General features: G+C 72.2%; 23 protein-coding genes. 13 read left to right on the top strand and 10 right to left on the bottom strand.

Annotated elements, in window-relative coordinates:
* Positions 1-68 precede the first annotated feature (68 nt).
* Positions 69-980: a DUF808 domain-containing protein gene (locus tag LQ222_RS08710; protein ID WP_230165824.1), complete on the top strand. Its 912-nt coding sequence runs from the start codon at positions 69-71 to the stop codon at positions 978-980.
* Between the two features lie 2 nt (positions 981-982).
* On the opposite strand, the gene LQ222_RS08705 is transcribed toward LQ222_RS08710, so the two are convergent.
* The 3 genes from LQ222_RS08705 to xseA form a co-directional block, all read right to left on the bottom strand.
* Positions 983-1588, bottom strand: a complete 606-nt coding sequence (locus LQ222_RS08705; protein WP_230165822.1) for a bifunctional 2-polyprenyl-6-hydroxyphenol methylase/3-demethylubiquinol 3-O-methyltransferase UbiG — start codon at positions 1586-1588, stop codon at positions 983-985.
* Complete coding sequence (locus LQ222_RS08700; RefSeq protein ID WP_230165820.1) at positions 1585-2328, bottom strand: M23 family metallopeptidase; 744 nt, start codon at positions 2326-2328, stop codon at positions 1585-1587. Before LQ222_RS08700 ends, LQ222_RS08705 begins: the two co-directional genes overlap by 4 nt.
* 293 nt (positions 2329-2621) lie before the next feature.
* Positions 2622-4067: an exodeoxyribonuclease VII large subunit gene (gene xseA, locus LQ222_RS08695; RefSeq protein WP_230165818.1), complete on the bottom strand. Its 1446-nt coding sequence runs from the start codon at positions 4065-4067 to the stop codon at positions 2622-2624.
* Positions 4068-4115: 48 nt separating this feature from the next.
* Between xseA and purD the strand changes: the two genes are divergently transcribed.
* Positions 4116-5384, top strand: a complete 1269-nt coding sequence (gene purD, locus LQ222_RS08690; protein WP_230165816.1) for a phosphoribosylamine--glycine ligase — start codon at positions 4116-4118, stop codon at positions 5382-5384.
* A 249-nt stretch (positions 5385-5633) separates the two neighbouring features.
* Here the strand turns inward: purD and LQ222_RS08685 are convergent, their stop codons facing one another.
* The 3 genes from LQ222_RS08685 to LQ222_RS08675 all read right to left on the bottom strand — a co-directional run bounded on the left by LQ222_RS08685 (position 5634) and on the right by LQ222_RS08675 (position 8957).
* Positions 5634-6611, bottom strand: coding sequence for a tripartite tricarboxylate transporter substrate binding protein (locus LQ222_RS08685; RefSeq protein WP_230165814.1), 978 nt, complete (start codon positions 6609-6611; stop codon positions 5634-5636).
* 109 nt (positions 6612-6720) lie between these two features.
* Positions 6721-7563: a sulfurtransferase gene (locus tag LQ222_RS08680; RefSeq protein ID WP_230165812.1), complete on the bottom strand. Its 843-nt coding sequence runs from the start codon at positions 7561-7563 to the stop codon at positions 6721-6723.
* A gap of 11 nt (positions 7564-7574) precedes the next feature.
* A complete protein-coding gene (locus LQ222_RS08675) occupies positions 7575-8957 on the bottom strand; it encodes an ABC transporter substrate-binding protein (protein ID WP_230165810.1) in 1383 nt (460 codons plus the stop codon).
* A 187-nt stretch (positions 8958-9144) separates the two neighbouring features.
* Between LQ222_RS08675 and LQ222_RS08670 the strand changes: the two genes are divergently transcribed.
* From LQ222_RS08670 to LQ222_RS08660, 3 genes are read left to right on the top strand one after another with little or no spacing between them, the layout of a single operon-like run.
* On the top strand, positions 9145-9813 hold the full coding sequence (locus tag LQ222_RS08670) for an isochorismatase family protein (protein ID WP_230165808.1): 669 nt from the start codon (positions 9145-9147) through the stop codon (positions 9811-9813).
* Between the two features lie 4 nt (positions 9814-9817).
* Positions 9818-10729, top strand: coding sequence for a polysaccharide deacetylase family protein (locus LQ222_RS08665; RefSeq protein ID WP_230165806.1), 912 nt, complete (start codon positions 9818-9820; stop codon positions 10727-10729).
* The gene (locus tag LQ222_RS08660; RefSeq protein ID WP_230165805.1) at positions 10726-11658 is read left to right on the top strand and encodes a hypothetical protein; all 933 of its coding nucleotides are present in this window, start codon (positions 10726-10728) and stop codon (positions 11656-11658) included. The genes LQ222_RS08665 and LQ222_RS08660 overlap by 4 nt, the downstream gene beginning before the upstream one ends.
* 93 nt (positions 11659-11751) lie before the next feature.
* Here LQ222_RS08660 and LQ222_RS08655 read toward each other — a convergent pair whose 3' ends face one another.
* From LQ222_RS08655 to LQ222_RS08640, 4 genes are all read right to left on the bottom strand, one after another.
* Positions 11752-12102, bottom strand: coding sequence for a hypothetical protein (locus LQ222_RS08655; RefSeq protein ID WP_230165804.1), 351 nt, complete (start codon positions 12100-12102; stop codon positions 11752-11754).
* Positions 12103-12216: 114 nt separating this feature from the next.
* Positions 12217-12435, bottom strand: a complete 219-nt coding sequence (locus LQ222_RS08650) for a hypothetical protein (RefSeq protein ID WP_230165803.1) — start codon at positions 12433-12435, stop codon at positions 12217-12219.
* Between the two features lie 43 nt (positions 12436-12478).
* The gene (locus tag LQ222_RS08645) at positions 12479-13441 is read right to left on the bottom strand and encodes a tripartite tricarboxylate transporter substrate binding protein (RefSeq protein ID WP_230165802.1); all 963 of its coding nucleotides are present in this window, start codon (positions 13439-13441) and stop codon (positions 12479-12481) included.
* A gap of 130 nt (positions 13442-13571) precedes the next feature.
* Complete coding sequence (locus LQ222_RS08640) at positions 13572-14501, bottom strand: threonine/serine dehydratase (RefSeq protein WP_230165801.1); 930 nt, start codon at positions 14499-14501, stop codon at positions 13572-13574.
* A gap of 118 nt (positions 14502-14619) precedes the next feature.
* Between LQ222_RS08640 and LQ222_RS08635 the strand changes: the two genes are divergently transcribed.
* The 8 genes from LQ222_RS08635 to ahcY all read left to right on the top strand — a co-directional run bounded on the left by LQ222_RS08635 (position 14620) and on the right by ahcY (position 20966).
* The gene (locus LQ222_RS08635) at positions 14620-15051 is read left to right on the top strand and encodes an HPr kinase/phosphorylase (RefSeq protein WP_230165800.1); all 432 of its coding nucleotides are present in this window, start codon (positions 14620-14622) and stop codon (positions 15049-15051) included.
* A gap of 5 nt (positions 15052-15056) precedes the next feature.
* On the top strand, positions 15057-16004 hold the full coding sequence (gene rapZ / locus LQ222_RS08630; RefSeq protein WP_230165799.1) for an RNase adapter RapZ: 948 nt from the start codon (positions 15057-15059) through the stop codon (positions 16002-16004).
* Positions 16001-16435, top strand: a complete 435-nt coding sequence (locus LQ222_RS08625; protein ID WP_230165798.1) for a PTS sugar transporter subunit IIA — start codon at positions 16001-16003, stop codon at positions 16433-16435. Before rapZ ends, LQ222_RS08625 begins: the two co-directional genes overlap by 4 nt.
* Complete coding sequence (locus LQ222_RS08620) at positions 16432-16764, top strand: HPr family phosphocarrier protein (RefSeq protein WP_230165796.1); 333 nt, start codon at positions 16432-16434, stop codon at positions 16762-16764. The genes LQ222_RS08625 and LQ222_RS08620 overlap by 4 nt, the downstream gene beginning before the upstream one ends.
* The gene (gene ptsP / locus LQ222_RS08615) at positions 16754-18580 is read left to right on the top strand and encodes a phosphoenolpyruvate--protein phosphotransferase (protein WP_230165795.1); all 1827 of its coding nucleotides are present in this window, start codon (positions 16754-16756) and stop codon (positions 18578-18580) included. The genes LQ222_RS08620 and ptsP overlap by 11 nt, the downstream gene beginning before the upstream one ends.
* A gap of 78 nt (positions 18581-18658) precedes the next feature.
* Complete coding sequence (locus LQ222_RS08610) at positions 18659-18943, top strand: hypothetical protein (protein ID WP_230165793.1); 285 nt, start codon at positions 18659-18661, stop codon at positions 18941-18943.
* A 226-nt stretch (positions 18944-19169) separates the two neighbouring features.
* On the top strand, positions 19170-19364 hold the full coding sequence (locus LQ222_RS08605) for a hypothetical protein (protein ID WP_230165791.1): 195 nt from the start codon (positions 19170-19172) through the stop codon (positions 19362-19364).
* 198 nt (positions 19365-19562) lie between these two features.
* Entirely contained in the window at positions 19563-20966 is a 1404-nt protein-coding gene (gene ahcY / locus LQ222_RS08600; protein WP_230165790.1) for an adenosylhomocysteinase, read from the top strand.
* The last annotated feature ends 37 nt before the right edge of the window (positions 20967-21003 follow it).

Raw genomic sequence — 21003 nt, 5'->3', positions numbered from 1 at the left:
CGCCACCGCATTGAAGGCATGTCTCGCATCTGCGAAGGTGCGGCTTCCTCGCCCGGGACCCTTCGCACATGAGCACAGGCCTCCTCGCCCTGCTGGACGACGTTGCCGCCATCGCCAAGGTGGCGGCCGCTTCGCTCGACGATGTCGCGCTGCAGGCCGGCAAGGCGGGCGCCAAGGCGGCGGGCGTCGTGATCGACGATGCCGCTGTCACGCCGCGCTACGTGGTCGGCTTCGACGCCAATCGCGAATTGCCGATCATCGGGCGCATCGCGCTGGGGTCGCTGCGCAACAAGTTCCTGGTGCTGCTGCCCGCCGCGCTGCTGCTGTCGGCCTTCGCACCCTGGCTGATCACGCCGCTGCTGGTGCTGGGCGGCATCTACCTGTGCTTCGAAGGCAGCGAGAAGGTCGCGGAATGGATCCGCCCCCACGCGCCCGAGGCGGTGGCCGACGCCCCGCCGGTCGATGCCGTGCACCTGGAGAACGAACGCGTCGCCGGCGCGATCAAGACCGACTTCATCCTGTCGGCCGAGATCATGGCGATCGCGCTCGCCACCATGCCGCAGTCCAACATCTGGACGCAGGCGGCGGTGCTGGCGCTGGTCGGGCTGGTGATCACCGTCGGCGTCTACGGCGTCGTGGCGCTGATCGTGAAGGCGGACGACGTCGGCGCGGCGATGGTCCGGCGCGGCATCTCGGCGGGCGCGATCCTGGTGCGCGGCATGCCGGTGGTGCTGAAGGTGCTCTCGGTGGTCGGCACCGCGGCGATGATCTGGGTCGGTGGCGGCATCATCCTGCATGGCATGGAGGAATTCGGCCTGGGCTGGCTGCCGCACCTGTTCCACGACATCGCGGCGGGTGCGGGGCGCGCGGTGGGCGGCGCCACGCTGGAGTGGATCGTGAACGCGGCGCTGGCCGGCGTGGTCGGCCTGGCGGTCGGCTTCGCGGTGATGCCGGTGCTGGGGCGGCTGCTGCACAAGTAGCGTCAGGGGCGGCGCAGCACCGCGCGCACCACCTCCGCCAGGCCCTGGTGGCGCGGCCCTTCGTCGAGCGCCACGCTGCCTTCCAGCAGTTCCAGCACCTCCAGCCCGGCGAAGTGGCGTTCGACCAGCGCCCGCGCCCACAGCAGCGCGGGGTCCTTCGGTCCGCCGCTGCGCCGGCCCTCCTGCGCGGGTGTGAAGGCTTCCAGCAGCAGCAGCCCGCCCGGCGCCAGCGCGCGCATCGCGCCGGCGCAGGCCAGCGCCCGATCCTCCGGCGGCAGGTGCACGAAAATCCAGGCGATGACGTCGAAGCCCGCGGCCGGCCAATCCCATCGCGTCACGTCGGCCGTCACCGTGTCCAGTGCCACGCCCCGCCGCGCGGCCAGGGCGCGCGCCTTCCCAAGCCCGACTGCCGACCAGTCGATGCTGGTCGCCGCCAGCCCCTGTTCGGCCAGCCAGACGCCGTTGCGCCCCTCCCCATCGCCCACTGCCAGCGCCCGCATGCCGGGCCTCAGGCGATGCGCCTGGCCCAGCAGGAACAGGTTCGGCGCCTCGCCGAACTGGAAGCCGCCGCCGGCATAGCGTTCATCCCAGGCGAGCGACGTGCTCATGCGCCCAGCACCACGGGCTGCGGGTCCAGCCACACCTGGTACCAGGACAGGGAGAAATGCAGGTGCGGCCCGGTCACCCGCCCCGTCGCACCCGACAGCGCGATGCGTTCGCCGCGGCCCACCACCTGCCCTTCCTGCACGTCAATGCGCGACAGATGCGCGTACAGCGTGTTCACCCCATGCCCATGGTCGATCACCACCAGGTCGCCGAAGAAGTGGAACGAGGCCGCGAGCGTCACGCGCCCCGCCGCGGCCGCCAGCATCGGCGTGCCGGTGGGCACGGCGAAATCCAACCCGTAATGCGGCTGCCGCGGCTGCCCGTTCAACACCCGCCGGCTGCCGAAGACGCCTGAAATCCGGCCCGTCGCCGGCGCCGTGAACCCCTGCGCGAAGCCCGTCAGCGCAGAATCCGTCGCGCGTGCCACGCCCAGCCGCTCACGCTCCCGCAGGATGCGCGCCAGCGTCGCCTCGTCCGGCGTGACCTGCGCCGGCGGCAGGCCGCTGATGCGCTGTTCCTGCCACTGCCGCCGCGCGACCGCCAGGCGCCGCTCCTCCGGCCGTTGCCCCGGCTGCGTGACTGCCAGCACCGACGCCGCCGCATGGTCGCGCCCGAAACCGAACGCGAAGGCACCTTCGGCCGAAACGCGCACGACCCGCCCATCCAGCGCGAGCCGCGTCCCCGGCGCCGCCTGGCCCAGCACGAAGCCGCCCTGCGTCAGGCCGCGGTCCGGGAAGGACACCGCACGGGCAGGACGGGGCAGCAGCAGGGCGGGGAGAGCGAGCAGTGCGCGGCGCGGGAGAGCGGAGGGGCTCTGCCCCTCCGGACCACCCCGCCAAAGGCCTAAGGGCCTCTGGACACCTTGAGATTCATCGGGGAATTCGGGGAGGGGGCTCGCGGGCGCGCCCGTCGCCACACGCGCTCCCGCCCCCTCCCCGAATTCCCCGATCAAGTCCCGGGTTCCAAGGGCCTTTCGGCCTTTGGTGGGGTGGGGTCCGGGGAGGGGCAAAGCCCCTCTCCGCGCTACCGTGCCACTCACAGCAAGCTCCCCTGCCCTGGCGCCTGCCCCTTCCGCCGTGCCGATGCGCCCTCCGCGACCGCGCGGGCCTCGCCGTCGGCGAAGGTCAGGCGCAGCGCCTGGCCGGCGGTGATGCGGGCGGCGGTGGTGATGGGGTGGCCGTCGGTGTCGCGGACCAGGGCGAAGCCGCGCGCCAGGACCGAGGTGTAGGAGGCGCTCTCGAGCCGTGCCGCCAAGCCATCGAGCAGCGTGCGTTTCTGGCGCAGCAGGGCATGGACGGGGGCGGGTGAGAGCCGCGCGATGGCCGGTGCGCGGGTGCGTGCGTCGCGCTGGCGGGCCCAGCCGGCCGCCAGGCGCAGCGACAGGCCCTGCACGGCGGCACGGCGCGCCAGGATGCCCTCGCGCGGGTGCGGCACGCGCAGTGCGGCAATGGCGTGCCGGCGTGCCGAGAGCAGCGCCGCCAATGCGCGCGGCAGCCGATCCCCCACATCGTCCAGGCGCTGGCGCGACTGCGCGATGCGCGCCGGCGCGTCGGGCAACCCGCGCTCGGCCCGCAGCAGGCGCAGCCTGGCCGCGTTGAGCACGCCGGCGACGGATTGCACCAGCCGCGCGCCGGTCTGCGCCAGCGCGCCTTGCAGTTCGACGCGGGCCGGCACGGCAAGTTCGGCGGCGGCGGTCGGCGTGGGTGCGCGACGGTCCGAGGCGAAGTCAATCAGCGTGGTGTCCGTCTCGTGGCCCACCGCGCTGATCAGCGGAATGGTGCAGGCAGCCACGGCGCGCAGCACGATTTCCTCGTTGAAGGCCATCAGGTCCTCCAGCGAGCCACCGCCGCGCGCGACGATGATCACGTCGGGGCGCGGCACGCGGCCGCCGGCCGGGATGGCGTCCAGGCCGCGGATGGCGGCGGCGATCTGCTCGGCCGCGCCCTGGCCCTGCACGGTCACTGGCCACAGCAGGATGCGGCGGGGGAAGCGGCGCGCGATGGTGGTCCGGATGTCCTGGATCACCGCGCCCTTTTCGCTCGTCACCACGCCGATCACCGCCGGCAGGCGCGGGATGGGCTGCTTGCGCGCCTCGTCGAACAGGCCTTCGTCCAGCAGGCGTTTCCGCAGCGCCTCGATCTTCGCCAGCAGCGCGCCCTCGCCGGCATATTCCAGGCGTTCGATCACCAGCTGGTACTTCGACCGGTCGGCATAGGTGCTGATGCGCCCGGTCGCGATCATCTCCACGCCGTTCTCGGGCATGGTGCCGATGTTGCGGATGGCGGTCTTCCAGATCACCGCCTCGATCTTCGCGTCCTGGTCCTTCAGCGACAGATAGGTGTGGCCGGACGGGTAGCGCTTCAGCTCGGTGATCTCGCCGCACACGCGCACGCGGCCGAAGGCGCCTTCCAGCGTGCGGCGGATGGCGCCCGCCAGGTCGGAGACGCTGTAGTCGGGGATGTTGGTGGCGGGCGTGTCCATGGCGCCACCCTATGCTAAGGCGCCCCTGTTGCGGAACGGGGTGGTCACATGAAGGTGCTGGTGGTCGGCGGCGGCGGGCGGGAACACGCGCTGTGCTGGGCGATCGCGGCCTCGCCGCTGCTCACGCGGCTGTGGTGCGCGCCAGGCAATGCCGGCATCGCGGAAGTGGCCGAATGCGTTCCGATCGGCGCGGAGGCGATTCCCGCGCTGGTGGCTTTCGCGCGCGAGCACGCGGTCGACCTGGTGGTGGCGGGGCCGGAGGGGCCGCTCACCCTCGGCCTGGCGGATGCCTGCGCGGCAGCGGGCATCAAGTGCTTCGGGCCATCGGCCGCCGCCGCGCAGCTCGAAGGCAGCAAGGCCTTCACGCGCGCGGTCGCGGACGCCGCCGGCGCACCGGGCGCGCGCTGGGCGCGCTTCACCGATCCCGCCGCGGCGCGTGCCTATATCCGCGACCAGGGCGCACCCATCGTGGTGAAGGCTGATGGCCTCGCGGCCGGCAAGGGCGTCGTTGTCGCCGCCACCATCGCCGAAGCCGATGCCGCCATCGCCGACATCATGGAATCCCGCATCCACGGCGATTCCGGCGCCACGGTGCTGGTCGAGGAATGCCTGGTCGGGCAGGAAGTCTCGTTCTTCGCGCTGTGCGACGGCACGCACGCCATCGCGCTCGGCGCCGCGCAGGACCACAAGCGCGCCTTCGATGGCGACACCGGCCCGAACACCGGCGGCATGGGCGCCTATTCGCCACCGCCGATCTTCACCGACGCGCTGCGCGACGACGTCATGGCGCGCATCGTGTCCCCCGTGCTGTCCGAGATGGCGCGCCGCGGGACACCCTTCCGTGGCGTGTTGTTCGCCGGGCTGATGATCACGCCGGACGGCCCGCGGCTGATCGAATTCAACGTCCGCTTCGGCGACCCGGAATGCCAGGCGCTGATGGTCCGCCTGCGGTCGGACCTGCTGCCGGCGCTGCTGGCCGCCTGCGACGGTGAACTGGCGTCCTTCGACCTGCGCTGGGAACCATTGCACGCACTGGTCGTGGTGATGGCCGCACGGGGCTACCCGGGCAGCTACAGCAAGGGCAGCGAGATCCGCGGCCTGGAACGCGCCGCGCAGATCCCCGGCGTGCAGGTCTTCCACGCCGGCACGGCGCGCCGGGAGGACGGCGCGCTGGTCGCGACCGGGGGACGCGTGCTGGGCATCACCGCCACCGGCACCACGCTGGCCGAGGCGCAGGCAGCAGCCTACGCGGCAGTCGACGCAATCGACTGGCCCGGCGGGTTCTGCCGCAGGGATATCGGCTGGCGGGCGCTGTAGCGGCGGGTAGGCGGAGAGGGGCTTTGCCCCCCTCCGGACCTCCCCCCACCAGGGGGCTACGGCCCCCTGGACCGCGGAGATTTAATCGGGGGAATGGGGGAGGGGCATCGACGGTGCCGCCTTCGCCGCTGAGCCGCCATGCCCCTCCCCCATTCCCTCGATCAATTCGAGGGTTCCAAGGGCCTTAAGCCCTTGGTGGGTGGGGTCCGGGGAGGGCAAAGCCCTCCCCGCCCAGCGCCACGCCGCCCATCAATCCACGCGGGCGCCGCTGACGCGGATGATCTCGCCGTAGCGTTCGCGTTCGGCGCGCAGGAAGTCGCCGAATTCCGCGGGCGTCATGGACAGCGGCGCGGCGCCCATCTGCCCGAGTTGCGTCTGCACCGCCGGGTCGGCCACCATCGCGCGCATGATGGCGTTCATCCGCGCGACGATCGGCGCCGGCGTGCCCAGCGGCGCGGTCAGGCCGAACCAGGAAATGATCTCGTAGCCCGGCACGCCGGCCTCGATCATGGTCGGCAATTCCGGGATCAGCGCCTGGCGTTCGCGGCTGGTCACCGCCAGGCCGCGCACGGCGCCGGAGCGCACATGCGGCAGGATCTGCGGCAGGTTGTCGAAGGCGATCTGCACGCGCCCGGACAGCAGGTCGGTCAGCATCGCCGCGCCACCGCGATAGGGCACGTGCACGATGTCGATGCCCGCGCGCATCTTGTACAGTTCGCCCGCCAGGTGGACCGATCCGCCGGCGCCGGCCGACCCGAAATTCAGCGCGCCGGGCCGCGCCTTCGCCAGCGCCGTCAGCTCGGCGATCGAGGTCGCGGGCACCGAGGGATGCACCACCGCGATCGACGCGACGGACGCGAAGGCACCGACCGGCGCGACATCGTTGACGCCGTCATAGCCCGGGGTGGGGAACAGGATCGGGCCGGTGATATGGGTGGAGGGCACGGCGACCGCGACGGTGTAGCCGTCCGGCGCGGCGCGCACCGCGACCTGCGTGCCGGCAGTGCCGCCGGCGCCACCGCGATTGTCGACCACCACGGGTTGGCCGAGCTCGGCCTGGAGCCGTTGCGCGACCATGCGCCCCATCACGTCGGTCAGGCCGCCCGGCGGGAAGGCGACCACCAGGCGGATCGGCCGGTTCGGCCAGGGCGCCTCCTGCGCCAGCGCGGGTGCGGCCAGGAGGCCGGCGGGGATCAGGGCAAGCCTGCGGCGGGGGAAGCCGATCATGCGTAGGGGAATCCGGACAATGAGGGGCGGCGCCGTTCAGCGCCCGGCGATGCCGGGCACCGCGCGTGCCAGCACCGCACGCCGCCGGCGGAAGTTCAAGCGCCGCGCGTCAGCCGGGGCGGCCGCCGACCACCACCGGGCGTGCCGGATCGGCCGCCCAGGCCGACCAGGACCCGGAATACATCGCGGCCGCCACGCCGATCGAGGCCAGCGCCGCAACGCCATGCGCCGCCGATATCCCCGCACCGCAGGTGACGCCGAGCGGGCGCCTGCCGTCGGCGCCCAGGGTCTCGAACAGGTGCCGCAAGGTCGCCGCATCCAGGAAGGTGCCGGCTTCGGTCAGCGCATCGGCGGCCGGCGCGCTGACCGACCCCGGGATGTGCCCGCGCGGCGGCTGCCCCGGCACCGTGGCGCCGCCGATGTAGTTGCCGCGGATGCGCGTATCGAGCAGCACGCCGTCGCGCGCCATGGCCGCCGCCGCATCGGCATCCAGCACAGGCATGTGCCCGGCGGACAGCACGACGTCGCCGGGCGCAGGCGTCGCCGGCAGCGTGCCGACTGGCAGCCGCGCCGCAAGCCAGGCCGGGAAACCGCCATCCAGCAGCAGCACCTGCGTCAGCCCTGCCCAACGCAGCACCCACCAGCCGCGCGCCGCCGTCAGGCAGCGGTCATGGTCGTACAGCACCACCGGCACGTGGCGTCGCAGTCCCCATCGGATCGCATCGCGCTGCAACGCGTCGATCGCCGGCAGGGGGCGGCTGCCGCGCGTCCCGCCGCCAGGGGCGGCGAGTTCCGTCGGCAGGTCGATGTCGATGGCGCCCGGGATGCGTGGCGCGTCGGCATGTTCCGGCAGGCGCGGATTGCGCACCGCCAGGACCGATAGCGGCGCGCCGGCGGCGAGGCGTTCGCCGAGCGCGGCGGCGGTGATGAAGACGGTCTCGCGGGGATCCATCGGGCGCGTCCTCAGACCAGCATCAGCACGCCGCGATGGTCGAGCGCCAGGGGCGGCGCGTCCGGCCGTGCGGCGAAGGCCTCGACGGGATGGAAAAGGTAGAGCCAGGGCGGGTTGTCGTGCAGCCGGCGCAGGCAGCGCGCATAGGCAAGCGCGCGCGCCTCGATGTCCATCGTGCGGTTCGCCTGCGTGATCATGGGCTCCAGGGCGGGATCGTCGAAGCCCTGCCACCACTGGCCCTGCACGGCGGAGGAGATCTTGTCGTTCAGCACGCGAAAGGTGGAATGCGGCGAGCTGTCGAAGATCGCGAGGTCGCCGATCTGCCCGCGCCCGACCTGGCGCGCGTAGTCGGGTCGGTCCGTTTCCGTTTGGATGCGGGCGGGGATGCCGGCGCGCGCCAGGTCCTGCGCGATCATCTCGCTGATCTGCGGGGCGCGTTCGGGCATGTGCAGCGGCGTGCGGATGACCAGCTCGCCCGTTGCCCCGGCCTGGTCGAACAGCGCGCGCGCCGCCGCCGGATCGTGCGGGATCGGCGACAGCGCGGCCTCCCGGTGGCCCAGGTGGAAGGGGCTGACGATCGTGGATGCCGGCACGCCCAGGCCCTGGAACAGCGTCTCGATGATGGCCGGGACGTCGACCGCGAGGTTCACCGCGCGCCGCGCCGCGGGGTGCACGAAGGCGCCGCGCCGGCATTCCAGGTAGTACATGACCGACAGCGTATTGGCCGCATGGCCCCAGCGCAGCGCCGCATCGCGGAGGCGCAGGTCGGGCAGGCGCTCAAGGTTGGCCGCCGCATCCGCCGTGCCTTCCACCACCATGCGATGGCGCCCCTGCGGATCGGGCTCCGCGACCAGGCGGATGCGCGCCGGCGCGCGGTCCCGGTCCACCGCCTCCAGCAGCGCATGCGATCGCGGCGCATGGTCCAGCACGCGGTACGGCCCGGTGCCCAGCGTCATGGCGCCGTCGGACGCGGCGCGCATGACGAAGAACTCGGCCAGGATCTCGGGCAGGTCGGCGAGGGGTTCGGGCGTGGAGATCGACAGCATCCCCGGCCCTTCCGGCGTGATGCGCGCATTGGCCAGGTAGCGCGCATAGGGCCAGGGCATGCCGAACATGTCGATGCCGCGCAGATGCGCCGCGATGGTCTCCGCCACATCATCGGCGGTGCAGGCTTCGCCGTCGTGGAAGGTGGCGCCGGGGCGCAACGCGAATTGCCAGGCCCGGCCGCCCTGCTCATGCGCCCAGGCCGCGAGCAGCCCCGGTTCGACGCGTCCGTCGCGCCAGCGGCAGAGCGGTTCGAAGACCAGCGAGCGCAGCGTCAGGATGGAGGTGTCGTCGGTCACGCGGCCGAGCGGGAGGAATTCCACGCGTTCGAGCGCCAGCGTCAGCACCATGCCTTGAAATCCCTCCGCGGTGCCCGGCCCTCGGCGGCGGCGCCCGGCCTTTGTGCGACACTTCCATGAACGACGTACGATTGCCACCATGACATGCGCCCGCCGGACCGGGCCTTGCCAATCGCGCCGCGGCGCGCAGACTCGGTGCCGCGGCGCGCAGGCTCCGCGCCGGCAGCGCAAGGCAGGAATGATGATCGAGGACGGCAGGACCGCACGTCAGCTCTACACCGAGTTCAAGGCGGCGCCGTCGCGCCGGCGCTTCGGCTTCGGCCGCCGCGCGGCGGTCGTGAACATCGACGTGCAATGCGCCTATACCCAGCCGCAGACCTACGTCACGGCCTACGAGACCGACCCGCGGCAGATCGAGCACATCAACGCCGTGTCGGATGCGGTGCGGGCGCGCGGCTGGCCGGTGGTCTGGACCTATGTGGCGTACCTGCCCTCGGGCGAGGATTGCGGGGTATGGGGCACGCGCACCGACACGCCCGACAGCCTGCAGAACATCAAGGAAGGCTCGCCGCGCGCGCAGCTCGATCCGCGCACGCGCCGCGCCGCGTCCGACATCGTGTTCAACAAGCGCATGGCGTCCGCCTTCTTCGAGACGCATTTCCGATCGCTGCTGACCTTCCACCGCATCGACACCGTCATCGTCACGGGTGGGTCCACATCGGGCTGCGTGCGCGCCACCGTGGTCGATGGCCTGTCCTGCGGCTTCCGCATGATCGTTCCGGAGGAATGCGTGGCCGACAAGCACGAGAGCCCGCACTTCGCGAACCTGTACGACATGGCGGTGAAATACGCCGACGTGCTGCCGGTGGCCGATGTGCTCGCCGCCATCCCGGCGCTGGAGGGCTGAGCTGATGCTCAAGGAACAGCAGCACTACGGCTACATGCCCTGGCGGCGCCGGCCCAGGATCACCTGGCCGGGCGGCGCGCGCGTGGCCTTCTGGGTCGCGCCCAACATCGAGCATTACGAGCTGTACGCGCCCCACAACCCGCGCCGCGCGCCCTGGCCGCGGCCGCAGCCGGATGTGTCCGGCTATTCCTGGCGCGACTACGGCAACCGCGTGGGCTTCTGGCGCATGGCCGATATCATGGCGAAGCACGGCGTGCGCGGGTCGGTCAGCCTGAACGTCGCGGTCTGCGACCACTACCCCGAGATCATCGAGCGCTGCTGCGAACTCGGCTGGGAGCTGTTCAGCCACGGCACCTACAACACGCGCTACTTCTACGGCATGACCGAGGACCAGCAGCGCCAGGTGATCCGCGAGAACCGCGAGACCATCCTGCGCGCGTCGGGCCAGTCGCTGGATGGCTGGCTGACGCCGGCGATCTCCAACGACGAAGCGACGCAGCACATCCTGGCGGAGGAAGGCCTGCTCTATACGCTGGACCTTCTGCATGACGACCAGCCGACGCCGATCCGCACGCGCTCCGGCAAGCCCTTCGTGTCGATCCCGTATTCGCTCGAAGTGAACGACGTGCCGCTGCTGGTCATGCGCAACACGCCGCCCGACCGCTTCGCCGCCATCTGCAAGGCGCAGTTCGACCAACTGTATGAGGAAGGCGCGGACTCCGGCACCGTGATGTGCATGCCGCTGCACCCCTTCCTGATCGGCCAGGCGCATCGCATCGGCGCGCTCGACGAGGTGCTCCGCCACGTCGTCAAGCACGACAAGGTCTGGCTGGCGACCGGGCGCGAGATCGCCAGGCACTACATCGACCACCATTTGGCCGCGCACGAGGCCTGGATCGCGGAGGGCACGCCATGAGCGGGCTGCCGGCGGACTACTTCGACTACCCGCTGCGCCGGCGGGGCATGGACCACGACATCTACCCGTTCCGCGCGCTGCCGGACCTGAAGCCGGTGCAATGGCCGGGCGGGGCGCGCGTGGCGCTCTGGATCGCGGTGCATGTCGGGCACTTCCCGATGGACATGCCGCTCAAGCCCTTCATCGCGCCGGGCGGGATGGAACGCCCCTACCCGTCCTTCTGGGACTATACGCAGCGCGACTACGGCAACCGCATCGGCATCTACCGGCTGATGAAGGCGCTGGCGGCACGCAACCTCACCGCCACGGCGCTGCTCTCCGCCGCGCTGGCGCCGCTCTATCCCGTGCTGATGGACGACATCGAGGCCGCCGGCTGGGAACCCGCCTGTGCGGGCCTCGACATGGGCCATCTGCACCACGCCCAGGTGCCCGAGGCCGAGGAAGCCGCGACGGTGAAGGAAGCGGCGGCGCTGCTGCGCGTACGCTTCGGCGATGCGGTGCGCGGCTGGCATTCGCCGGCGCATTCGGAATCGCCCCGCACGCTCGACCTGGTCGCCGCCGAGGGCTTCGACTGGACCAGCGGCTGGCTGAACGACGACATGCCCTATGGCATGGCGACGAGCGCCGGCCCGCTGCTCGCCATGCCCCTGCCGCAGGACCTCGCGGACCAGAAGATGCTCCAGCAGCAGAACATGGCGACCGAGGATTTCTGCAACGCGGTCCTCGCCGCCCACGCCGCGCTGGATGCGGAAGCGGCGGCGACCGGCGGCGGACGCATCCTGACGCTGTCGGTGACGCCCTGGCTGATGGGCCAGCCACACCGCATCCGCGCCTTCGGCGCGATGCTCGACGCCATCCTGGCGAAGGGCAGCGTGTGGAATGCGAACGGCGCGCAGATCGCCCAAGCCTGGCGCGCCCAGCAGGCATAGCGCGCGTCCGGGCGCCTCACAGGGCGCCCGACCGCCGCCGCCATCGCACGCAAGGTCGCCCCGTCAGGCCAGGCGGCCCGACACGGCGCCGCCCTACCGCGAGGACGGCGCCGGCGCGGGCGGCGTGCCGGTCATGCGTTCGCCCTGGCGTGCCGTCCATTCGCCGGCACCCTGCATCTGCTGGCCGGACCACCGCAGAGCGCGGCCGAGCGCCGAACCGCTTTCATCCGCCGCGCGTTCGAGAGCCTGGCCGGTCTGTTCGGCGGCACGGTCCACGGCGGCGCCGGCGCGCTCGCCCACGCCGGGCTGGCGCGCCGGCGCGGCATCGGCCGCCGGCGGCGGCACATAAGGCAGGGGCACGGGCGGCGGCAGGCTGCCCGCGCCCTGCGCCAGCGCAGGCGCCGCGGCGACGGCGAGGATCAGGGCGGCAGGGATCAAGCGCATCTTCGGTCTCCACGGGTCGGCGGCGCCATCATGGGCCGGGCGCCGTCCCAGACAGATGATGGCGGGCCGTCGCGGCGACAACGGGGCAGCCCCGCCGCAGCGCGCGGCCCCGCCTCAGTTCCCGAAGGCCCATTCCCCGGCGCGGCGCAGGCGCCGCCCGGTCCAGTCCGCCGCGCGCTCCAGCGCCGATCCGGTGCGGCGCGCCCCGCGCTCGACCGCATCGCCCGTGCGCTTGGTGGCGCGTTCCACCGCTCGGCCGCTGCGCTGCACCGCGCCCTCGGTCGCCGCGGCGGGCAGGGCGGCGCCGGAGGCCATCACGGCCAGGATCAGCATGCGTCGCGTCATGCCGCGAAGCTGGGCAGGTCGCGCCCCGCGGTCAAGCGTCCAGCCGGATGCCCAGGTCGCGGATCAGCGGGCGCCACAGGGCGTTCTCGGCCGTCACGAAGGCATCGAACTCGGCGGCCGACCAGCCGGTGGTCTGGATGCCCAGGGCGCGGGTGCGCGCCTGGATCTCCTCCGACGCCATGGCGCGCACGATCTCGGCGTTGAGGCGCGCGACCACCGCCGCCGGCACACCGCGCGGCACGCTGATGCCTTGCCAGCCGAAGGCAACGGCGTCGTGGCCCAGTTCGCGCAGGCTCGGCACGGCGGGAACCTCGGCGGTGCGCGCCTCGCTCAGCACCGCCAGCGCGCGCACCCGGCCGTCGCGGATGAAGGGCAGGCCGGTCGCGGTGTCGATCATCACCAGGTCGACGCTGCCGCCCAGCAGGTCCTGCATGGCGGCCTGGCCGCCGCGATAGGGCACGTGCTCCGCCGCCAGGCCGGCGCGCCGCTTCACCAGTTCCATCGCCAGGTGGTGCGGGGAGGCGACGGCCGGCGTGCCATAGGTCGGTGCGCGGCTGCGCGACGCCGCCACCAGCCCGGCGAAATCCGCGAAGGGCGCATCGGCGCGGCACACGATGTACAGCGGGAAGCGCCCGATGAACCCCGCCCCGGCGAAGTCGCGGTCGGGGTCATAGGGCAGCCGCCCATACAATGCCGGGTTATAGACCAGGATGCCGTTGTCCACGTGCATCCAGGCATGCCCGTCGGCGGGGGCGCGGGCGGCGGTCTCGCTGGCCAGCACGGCGCCGCCGCCGGGGCGGTTCTCGACCACCACCGGCTGGCCGAGCCGCGGCGCCATCTGCCCCGCCAGCAGGCGGGCGAAGATGTCTGACGGCCCGCCGGCCGGATAGCCGACGACCAACCGGATCTGGCGGTCCGGCCAGGCGCCCTGCGCCCGCGCCGCCACAGGCGCGGCGACCACTCCGAGACCCACCAGGCCGCGTCGTCCGATCATGGGCGGGTCTTCCTTCTCGTCGTCGGCAATTCTAGGCCACATCCCGATCGGAGGAAATCAGCCGGCCGGGTAAAGATACGCGCGAAAACAAGGAACTAGCAGCGAAGGCGCGCGGCCGGACCGCCCGCGTTCACGCCACGACAGAGCCGGGGTCGCAATTCGCCCCGCACACGATCACCCCGACGCACGCCCCGGGGGGTGGGGCGAAGGCGCCGGACAGCACCGCCGACAGCGCGGTCGCCCCGCCCGGTTCGGCCACCACACGCAGCCTGTCCCACAACCAGCGCTGGGCCTGCAGGATGGCGTCGTCCTTCTGCACGATGCACTGCCCGCCGAGCTCGGCCATGATCCGGAACGCCAGGTCGCCGACCCGCCGCGCGCCCAGGCTGTCGGCCGCCACGCCGCCGGTCGGCGCGTCCATCGGCCGGCCGGCCATGGCGGCCACCAGCAAGGTGGGGCATTCATCGGGCTCGACGATCACCACCTTGGCGCGGCCGCGATACCAGGACGCGACACCGCCATACAGCCCGCCCCCGCCGGCCGCGACCAGCACATGCGTCAGCTCCGGGGCATCCTGTTCGAACTCCATCGCCACCGTGCCCTGGCCGGCCAGGACCTCCGGCTGGTCATAGGCATGGATGACCAGCGCGCCGGTGGCGGCCGCGCGCGCCTCGCTGGCCTGGCGGGCGGCGTCATAGGCGGCGCCGCCCACGGTCAGCGTGGCCCCGGTCGCGGCGATGCGGGCGCGCTTGGCCGCGGGGGTGATCTCCGGGACGAAGATCTCGGCCTTGAGGCCCAGCACCTGGGCGGCATGGGCCACCGCCAGCCCGTGATTGCCGCCCGAGGCCGCGACCACGCCCGCCGCCGGCACCTGCGCCGAGAGGATGCGATTGAAGGCGCCACGCGGCTTGAACGACCCGGTGACCTGCAACTGCTCCAGCTTCAGCGCCAGCGGATGGGCAAGCCCGGCCTCGGCGGCCGACAACCGGATGACCGGCGTGCGCCGAACATGCGGGGCGATGCGTTCGGCGGCGGCGCGGATGTCGTCCTGGGTCGGCATGGGCGCAAAGGTCGCATCGCCCCCGGCCGGCGTCCATCCGGTGGCGGGGTCACCCGGTGCTTTTCGCGGTGCCTCACTTCTGCCATGGTCCGCCGCCTGACGGGATGACCCAGCTGGGATGCGTGTCCACGGAAGCTGCGTAGCGCGCGATGGTGCGGCGGTGCTGGTGCTGGGTCCCCCCGGCTCCGGCAAGTCCGACCTTGCGCTGCGCCTGATCGGCCGGGGCTTCCGGCTGGTGGCGGACGACCAGGTCCTGGTGGAGGGGCGGGCCGTCTCCCCGCCGCCGGCGCTGCGCGGGCTGCTTGAGGTCCGCGGCCTTGGCATCTTCGAGGCCCTGCCGGTGGCCGAGGGCGCCCGGCTCGCTCTCGCGGTGGACCTTGTCGCGCCGGAGGGTGTCACGCGGCTGCCGCGCCCGGCCTGCTGGGGCGACGATGCCGTGCCGCGCATCGCGCTGCATGGGTTCGAGGCCTCGGCCTGCGACAAGCTGGCCTGGGCGCTGGACGCCGCGATCGGCCTGCGCGCCCAGCGCGCCGGGGCTTTCGCGGCCTGATGGACATGAAGCTCCCCGCCCGCCGCCAGGTGGTGCTGGTCACCGGGCTGTCCGGAGCCGGCAAGGCCTCGATCCTGCGCGTGCTGGAGGATCTCGGCTACGAGACCGTCGACAATCCGCCGCTGGGCGTGCTCGAGGCGCTGGTCGGCGACGGCGGGCAGCCGCTGGCCGCCGGCGTCGACAGCCGGACGCGGGATTTCGACGCGCCGGCGGCGCTGCGCCTGCTGGACCGGCTGCGCCTGCGGCCCGACATCGCGGTGACGCTGATCTTCGCCACCGCCGAGGCGGACGTGCTGCTGCGCCGCTACACCGAGACCCGGCGGCGGCATCCGCTGGCCCCGGGCGGGCCGCTCGGCCACAACGTGGCGGACGGGATCGCCCGGGAAACCGCCCTGCTGGCGCCGCTGCGCGAGACCGCCGAGCTGGTCGTCGATACCTCCGACCTGCCGCTGCCCGAACTGCGCCGCATGATCGAGCGCCGCTTCGGGGTCGAGGGCGCGGCGGGCATGGGCGTGTCGGTGCTGTCCTTCGCCTATCCGAAGGGCCTCCCGCGCGAGGCGGACCTGGTCTTCGACCTGCGCTTCCTGCGCAATCCGCATTACATCGAGGCGCTGCGGCCGCTCACCGGGCGCGACCCCGCGGTGGCCGCCTTCATCGAGGCAGACCCAGACTTCGCGCCGTTCTGGCGCTGCATGACCGAAATGCTCGCGCCGCTCTTGCCGCGCTACGCGCAGGAGGGGAAGAAGTACCTGACCATCGCCTTCGGCTGCACCGGCGGGAAGCACCGCTCGGTCCTGGCAGCGGAGCGGCTGGCACACCACTTGATTTCACAAGGCTGGCGGGTGGAGCTGTTCCACCGCGAGCTGACGGCCGGCGCGGCGCCGACCCCCCAGGCAGGGGGGCGCGTCGCGGGCCGCGAAGCGGGGCGGGAGGCCCTGACACAGGTATCATGATCGGGATGGTTCTGGTCACCCACGGTCGTCTGGCCGAGGAGTTGCGGCACGCCATGGAGCACGTGGTCGGCCCGCAGCAGGGCGTGGCGACGGTGTGCATCGGCCCCGAGGACGACATGGAGCACACGCGCGCCGATATCCGGCGGTCGATCGATGCGGTCGACCAGGGCGACGGCGTGGTGGTGCTGACCGACATGTTCGGCGGCACGCCGTCGAACCTGGCGATGCAGATGACCGGCCAGGGCCGCCCGGTCGAAGTGCTGGCCGGGGTGAACCTGCCGCTCCTGGTGAAGCTTGCCAGGCTGCGCGGCACCGAACCGCTGGCGGAAGCGGTTGACCATGCCATGGCCGCCGGGCGCAAATACATCGCGAGCGGCAAGGAGGTGGCGGCCGGCGCGCCGCCCCGTCCGAACGGAGGAAGCGGCCAATGAGCGAACGGTCCAACGAGGCCGCCGCGACCAGCGATGGCTGCGGCGGCGACGCCTCGGGCCTGGTGCTCCGGCGGTCCGTGGTGATCCCGAACAGCCGCGGCCTGCATGCGCGCGCCGCCGCCAAGCTGGTGACCACGGCCGAGCGATTCTCCGCCTGCGTCAATGTGCTGCGCAACGGCGAGAGCGTGCCGGCGTGTTCCATCATGGGCCTGATGATGCTGGGCGCCGGCCAGGGCGCCGAGATCGTGATCGAAGCCGAGGGCTGGGACGCCAAGGAAGCCCTCGAGGCGGTCGCCGGCCTGGTCGAGGCCGGCTTCCATGAAGACTGACCCGGCGAAGTCCAAGGCCAAGGCCAAGGGGCGCGAGGTCGCGATCCCCGGCATCGCGGTGTCCCCCGGGGTCGCGATCGGCGCGGTCTTCGACACCTCCGACCCGCCGGCCGAGGCGCCGCGGCGCCGGATCGCGGCCGAGGCGGTCGAGGCCGAGCGGCAGAAGCTCGCCGCCGCCACCGCCTTCTCGCGCAAGCAGATCGGCAAGCTCAAGACCCGCATCGGCGTGCTGCCCGAGGAAGCGCAGGAGGAAATCGCCCCGCTGCTCGATGCCCACCTGATGATGCTGGGCAATTCGCGGCTGATCCGCGGCGCGCGCAAGCGGATCGAGGCCGAGCTCCTGGGCGCCGAGACCGCGGTGGCGGATGAGGCCGAGGGCATCATCGCCGCCATCCATGCCATCAAGGATGACGACAAGGCCGGCCTGGCGCGCCGCGCCACGGAAGTGCGCGACATCGCCCGCCGCCTGGTGCGCAACCTGACCGCCACGCCGTTCCGCAGCCTCAAGGACCTGCCCGAGGGCTGCATCCTGGTGGCCGAGGAACTCACCCCGGCCGATGCCGCGCTGCTGGATCCCGCACGGATCGCCGGTGTCGCCACCGAGGAAGGCGGCGCCGATGGCCACACCGCCATCATGCTGCGCGCCCTGGGTATCCCCGCGGTGCTGGGTGCCCACGGGCTGACCGAGGCCGCGCAGCGCGGCGACCCCGCGGTGCTCGATGGCGCGGCGGGGCGGGTGGTGCTGCATCCCTCCGCCGCGACACTCGCCGAGGCCAAGGACCGCCTGGCCGCCTTCGCGCGCGAACGCACCAAGCTGGGCAAGCTGCGCCGCCTGCCGGCCGAGACCACCGATGGCGAGCAGGTGGAATTGCAGGCGAACCTGGAAATCCCGCAGGAGCTGCCGCTGATCGCGCAGGCCGGCGCGCAGGGCATCGGCCTGCTGCGCACCGAATTCCTGTTCATGAACCGCGAGGACCTGCCCGACGAGGACGCCCAGGTCGAGGCCTATACCCAGGTGGTGGACGCGATGGAGGGCCTGCCGGTCACCATCCGCGTGCTCGACTGGGGCGGCGAGAAGGACATGGAGGCGCTGGCCGAGGGCGTGGTGCCGGTGCATGCCGGCGGCAACCCGGCGCTGGGGCTGCGCGGGTTGCGGATGCTGCTGAAGCGCCCGGAATTGCTGGAGGTACAGTTCGCGGCCGTGCTGCGCGTCGCCTCGGCCGGGGCGGATGGCAATGTGCGGCTGCTGCTGCCGATGGTGACCATCCCCGAAGAAGTGCGCCAGGCGCGCGAGATCTACGAACGCGTGGCCCGCCGCCTGCGCCGGCGCGGCGAACGCCTGCCGGAGAAGCTGCCGCCGCTGGGCGTGATGATCGAGACGCCGGGGGCGGCACTCGCCGCCGACGCCATCGCGCTGGAGGCGGATTTCTTCGCCATCGGCACCAATGACCTGGCGATGTACACGCTGGCGGTGGACCGGGCCGAGGCCGAGGTCTCCCACCTGTACGACCCGCTGCACCCGGCGGTGCTGCGCCTGGTGCAGTTCGCCACCGAAGCCGCGCTGCGGCTGCGCATGCCGGTGTCGATCTGCGGCGAGATGGCGGGCAACCCGCTGCTGACGCCGCTGCTGCTCGGGCTGGGGGTGCGGAGCTTCTCGATGAATGCCTCGGCGATTCCGCGGGTCAAGCAGGCGGTGCGCGGGCTGGATATCGGCGATTGTGCGCGGTTTGCCCGCCGCGTGATGGAACAGTCGGACCCGGCGCGCATCCGGGAACTGGTGGCGGGCTTCGCCGAGGGCATCACCGAACGCGCCTGACGCCGGCGCCGGCCGCGTCGCGGTCGGGAAGACTTGTCCCGCCGGCTGCGTTCCTCCCGCAGCCAGGGAGCCCAAGCCATGCCGCTGACCCGTCGCCTCACGCTGATCGCCGCGGTGGTCGTCACGATCGCGCCCACCCCCGCTGTCAGCGGGAGCCAGTCGTCGGATTCATCCTCGAATTGTTCGAACGGCCGCTGCACGCGGGTGGACCGCATGATGATCGACGACCGATACGGCCGCCGCGGCTGGGTGCGCGAGCAATCCTGGCGCGAGCACGAAGGGCAGACCCCGCGCTGGCGCCACGGGCCACGCCTGCCGGATTGGCGCATCCCGCGGCGCGGGCGCGACGACGATGATGACTGACAGCGTGCCGGCACCGCCATGTGATGTGGCGGGCGCGTGGGGCGCGGCGCCGGCCACACGCAGCGCGGCACGGCAAGGCCAGGGGCAGGCGTGACCGCGCCGCTGCGAAACACTTCATCACTGGCCGCGCGGGCGTGGGGCATGCCATGCCACTGCCATCTTCACGCCCTGCCATCGCCCCGTCAGCGCAGCACGGTCGGGATGCCGCCAAGGGATACCGACCGCCATGCGCACCATCCGCCGTGCCGCCGTCACCGGCCTTTTCGCGATCTGGCTCGCGCCGCTCTCGGCCGCGGCGGAAGCGCCCAATGGCCCATGCTGCCGCGGCGACCGTCCTGCCCGGGCGGAGGCCCCGGCCATGCCAGGCCGCGACGAGCAGGAGAGCGAGACCGAGGACCGCGGCGGCGCGACCCGGCGATAGGCGGCCCGGCCGGGCACGGCGGTCTGGCGGGAGCACGGCGTCCGGGCCGGGGAGAGCGGCAGCTTCGGCGCTTCGACGCACCATCCGCAGACCGCGCCGCATAAAGATATCCTTATACCTTGTCTGCGCCTCTGGCCTCGGCGCGCGCCGCGTGCTACCCGCGCCGCAGTTCCAGACAGACAAGAGAGACCCAAGCGCATGTCCGCAGCCGCCGATTTCGTCGTGAAGGACCTCTCCCTGGCCGACTGGGGCCGGAAGGAAATCTCCATGGCCGAGGACGAGATGCCCGGCCTGATGGCGACCCGCGCCGAATACGGCGCGCAGAAGCCGCTCAAGGGCGCGCGCGTCGCCGGCTGCCTGCACATGACCATCCAGACCGCCGTGCTGATCGAGACGCTGCAGCACCTGGGCGCCGATGTGCGCTGGTCGTCGTGCAACATCTTCTCGACGCAGGACCACGCCGCCGCCGCGATCGCCGCGACCGGCACGCCGGTCTTCGCCATCAAGGGCGAGACGCTGCCGGAATACTGGGAATACGTGCGCCGCACCCTGGAATGGGCCGATGGCGGCACGCCCAACGTGCTGCTGGACGATGGCGGCGACATGACGCTGCTGGTGCATTACGGGCTGCGCGCCGAGCAGGGCGACGTCGCCTTCCTCGAGAAGCCGACGAATGAGGAGGAGGAAGTCTTCTTCGCCCTCATCAAGGACTGCCTGAAGACCAAGCCGGGCTGGTTCGCGCAGCTGGCGAAGAACATCGTCGGCGTGTCGGAGGAGACCACCACCGGCGTGCATCGCCTGTACACCATGGCGAAGGACGGCAAGCTGCTGTTCCCCGCCATCAACGTGAACGACAGCGTCACCAAATCGAAGTTCGACAACCTCTATGGCTGCCGTGAGTCGCTGGTGGATGCGATCCGCCGCGGCACCGACGTGATGATGGCCGGCAAGGTCGCGATGGTCTGCGGCTTCGGCGATGTCGGCAAGGGTTCGGCCGCGTCGCTGCGCAACGCCGGCTGCCGCGTGATGGTCAGCGAGGTCGATCCGATCTGCGCGCTGCAGGCCGCGATGGAAGGCTACGAGGTGGTCACGATGGAGCAGGCCGCCCCGCAGGCGGACATCTTCGTCACCGCGACCGGCAATGTGGACGTCATCACGGTGGACCACATGCGCGCGATGAAGCACCGCGCCATCGTGTGCAACATCGGCCACTTCGACAGCGAGATCCAGGTGTCGGGCCTGCGCAACTTCAAGTGGGACAACATCAAGCCGCAGGTCGACGAGATCGAGTTCCCCGACGGCAAGAAGATGATCCTGCTGTCGGAAGGCCGCCTGGTGAACCTGGGCAATGCCACGGGCCACCCGTCCTTTGTGATGTCCGCGTCCTTCACGAATCAAACGCTCGCGCAGATCGAGCTGTGGACCAACCCGGGCAAGTACGAGAAGAAGGTCTACGTGCTGCCCAAGCACCTGGATGAGAAGGTGGCGATGCTGCACCTGGCGAAGGTCGGTGCGACCCTGACGAAGATGTCGGCGCAGCAGGCCTCGTATATCGGCGTTGCGCCGCAGGGGCCGTTCAAGGCCGAGCAGTACCGCTACTGATGCGCGGCGCGGCGGGCCTGCCCGCCGCGCCCTTCGC

The sequence above is a fragment of the Roseomonas sp. CECT 9278 genome, assembly GCF_918698155.1.
Lineage (GTDB): Bacteria > Pseudomonadota > Alphaproteobacteria > Acetobacterales > Acetobacteraceae > Neoroseomonas.
The sequence above is the reverse complement of the archived record's forward strand: the minus strand, read 5'-3'. Positions and strand labels throughout refer to the sequence as shown.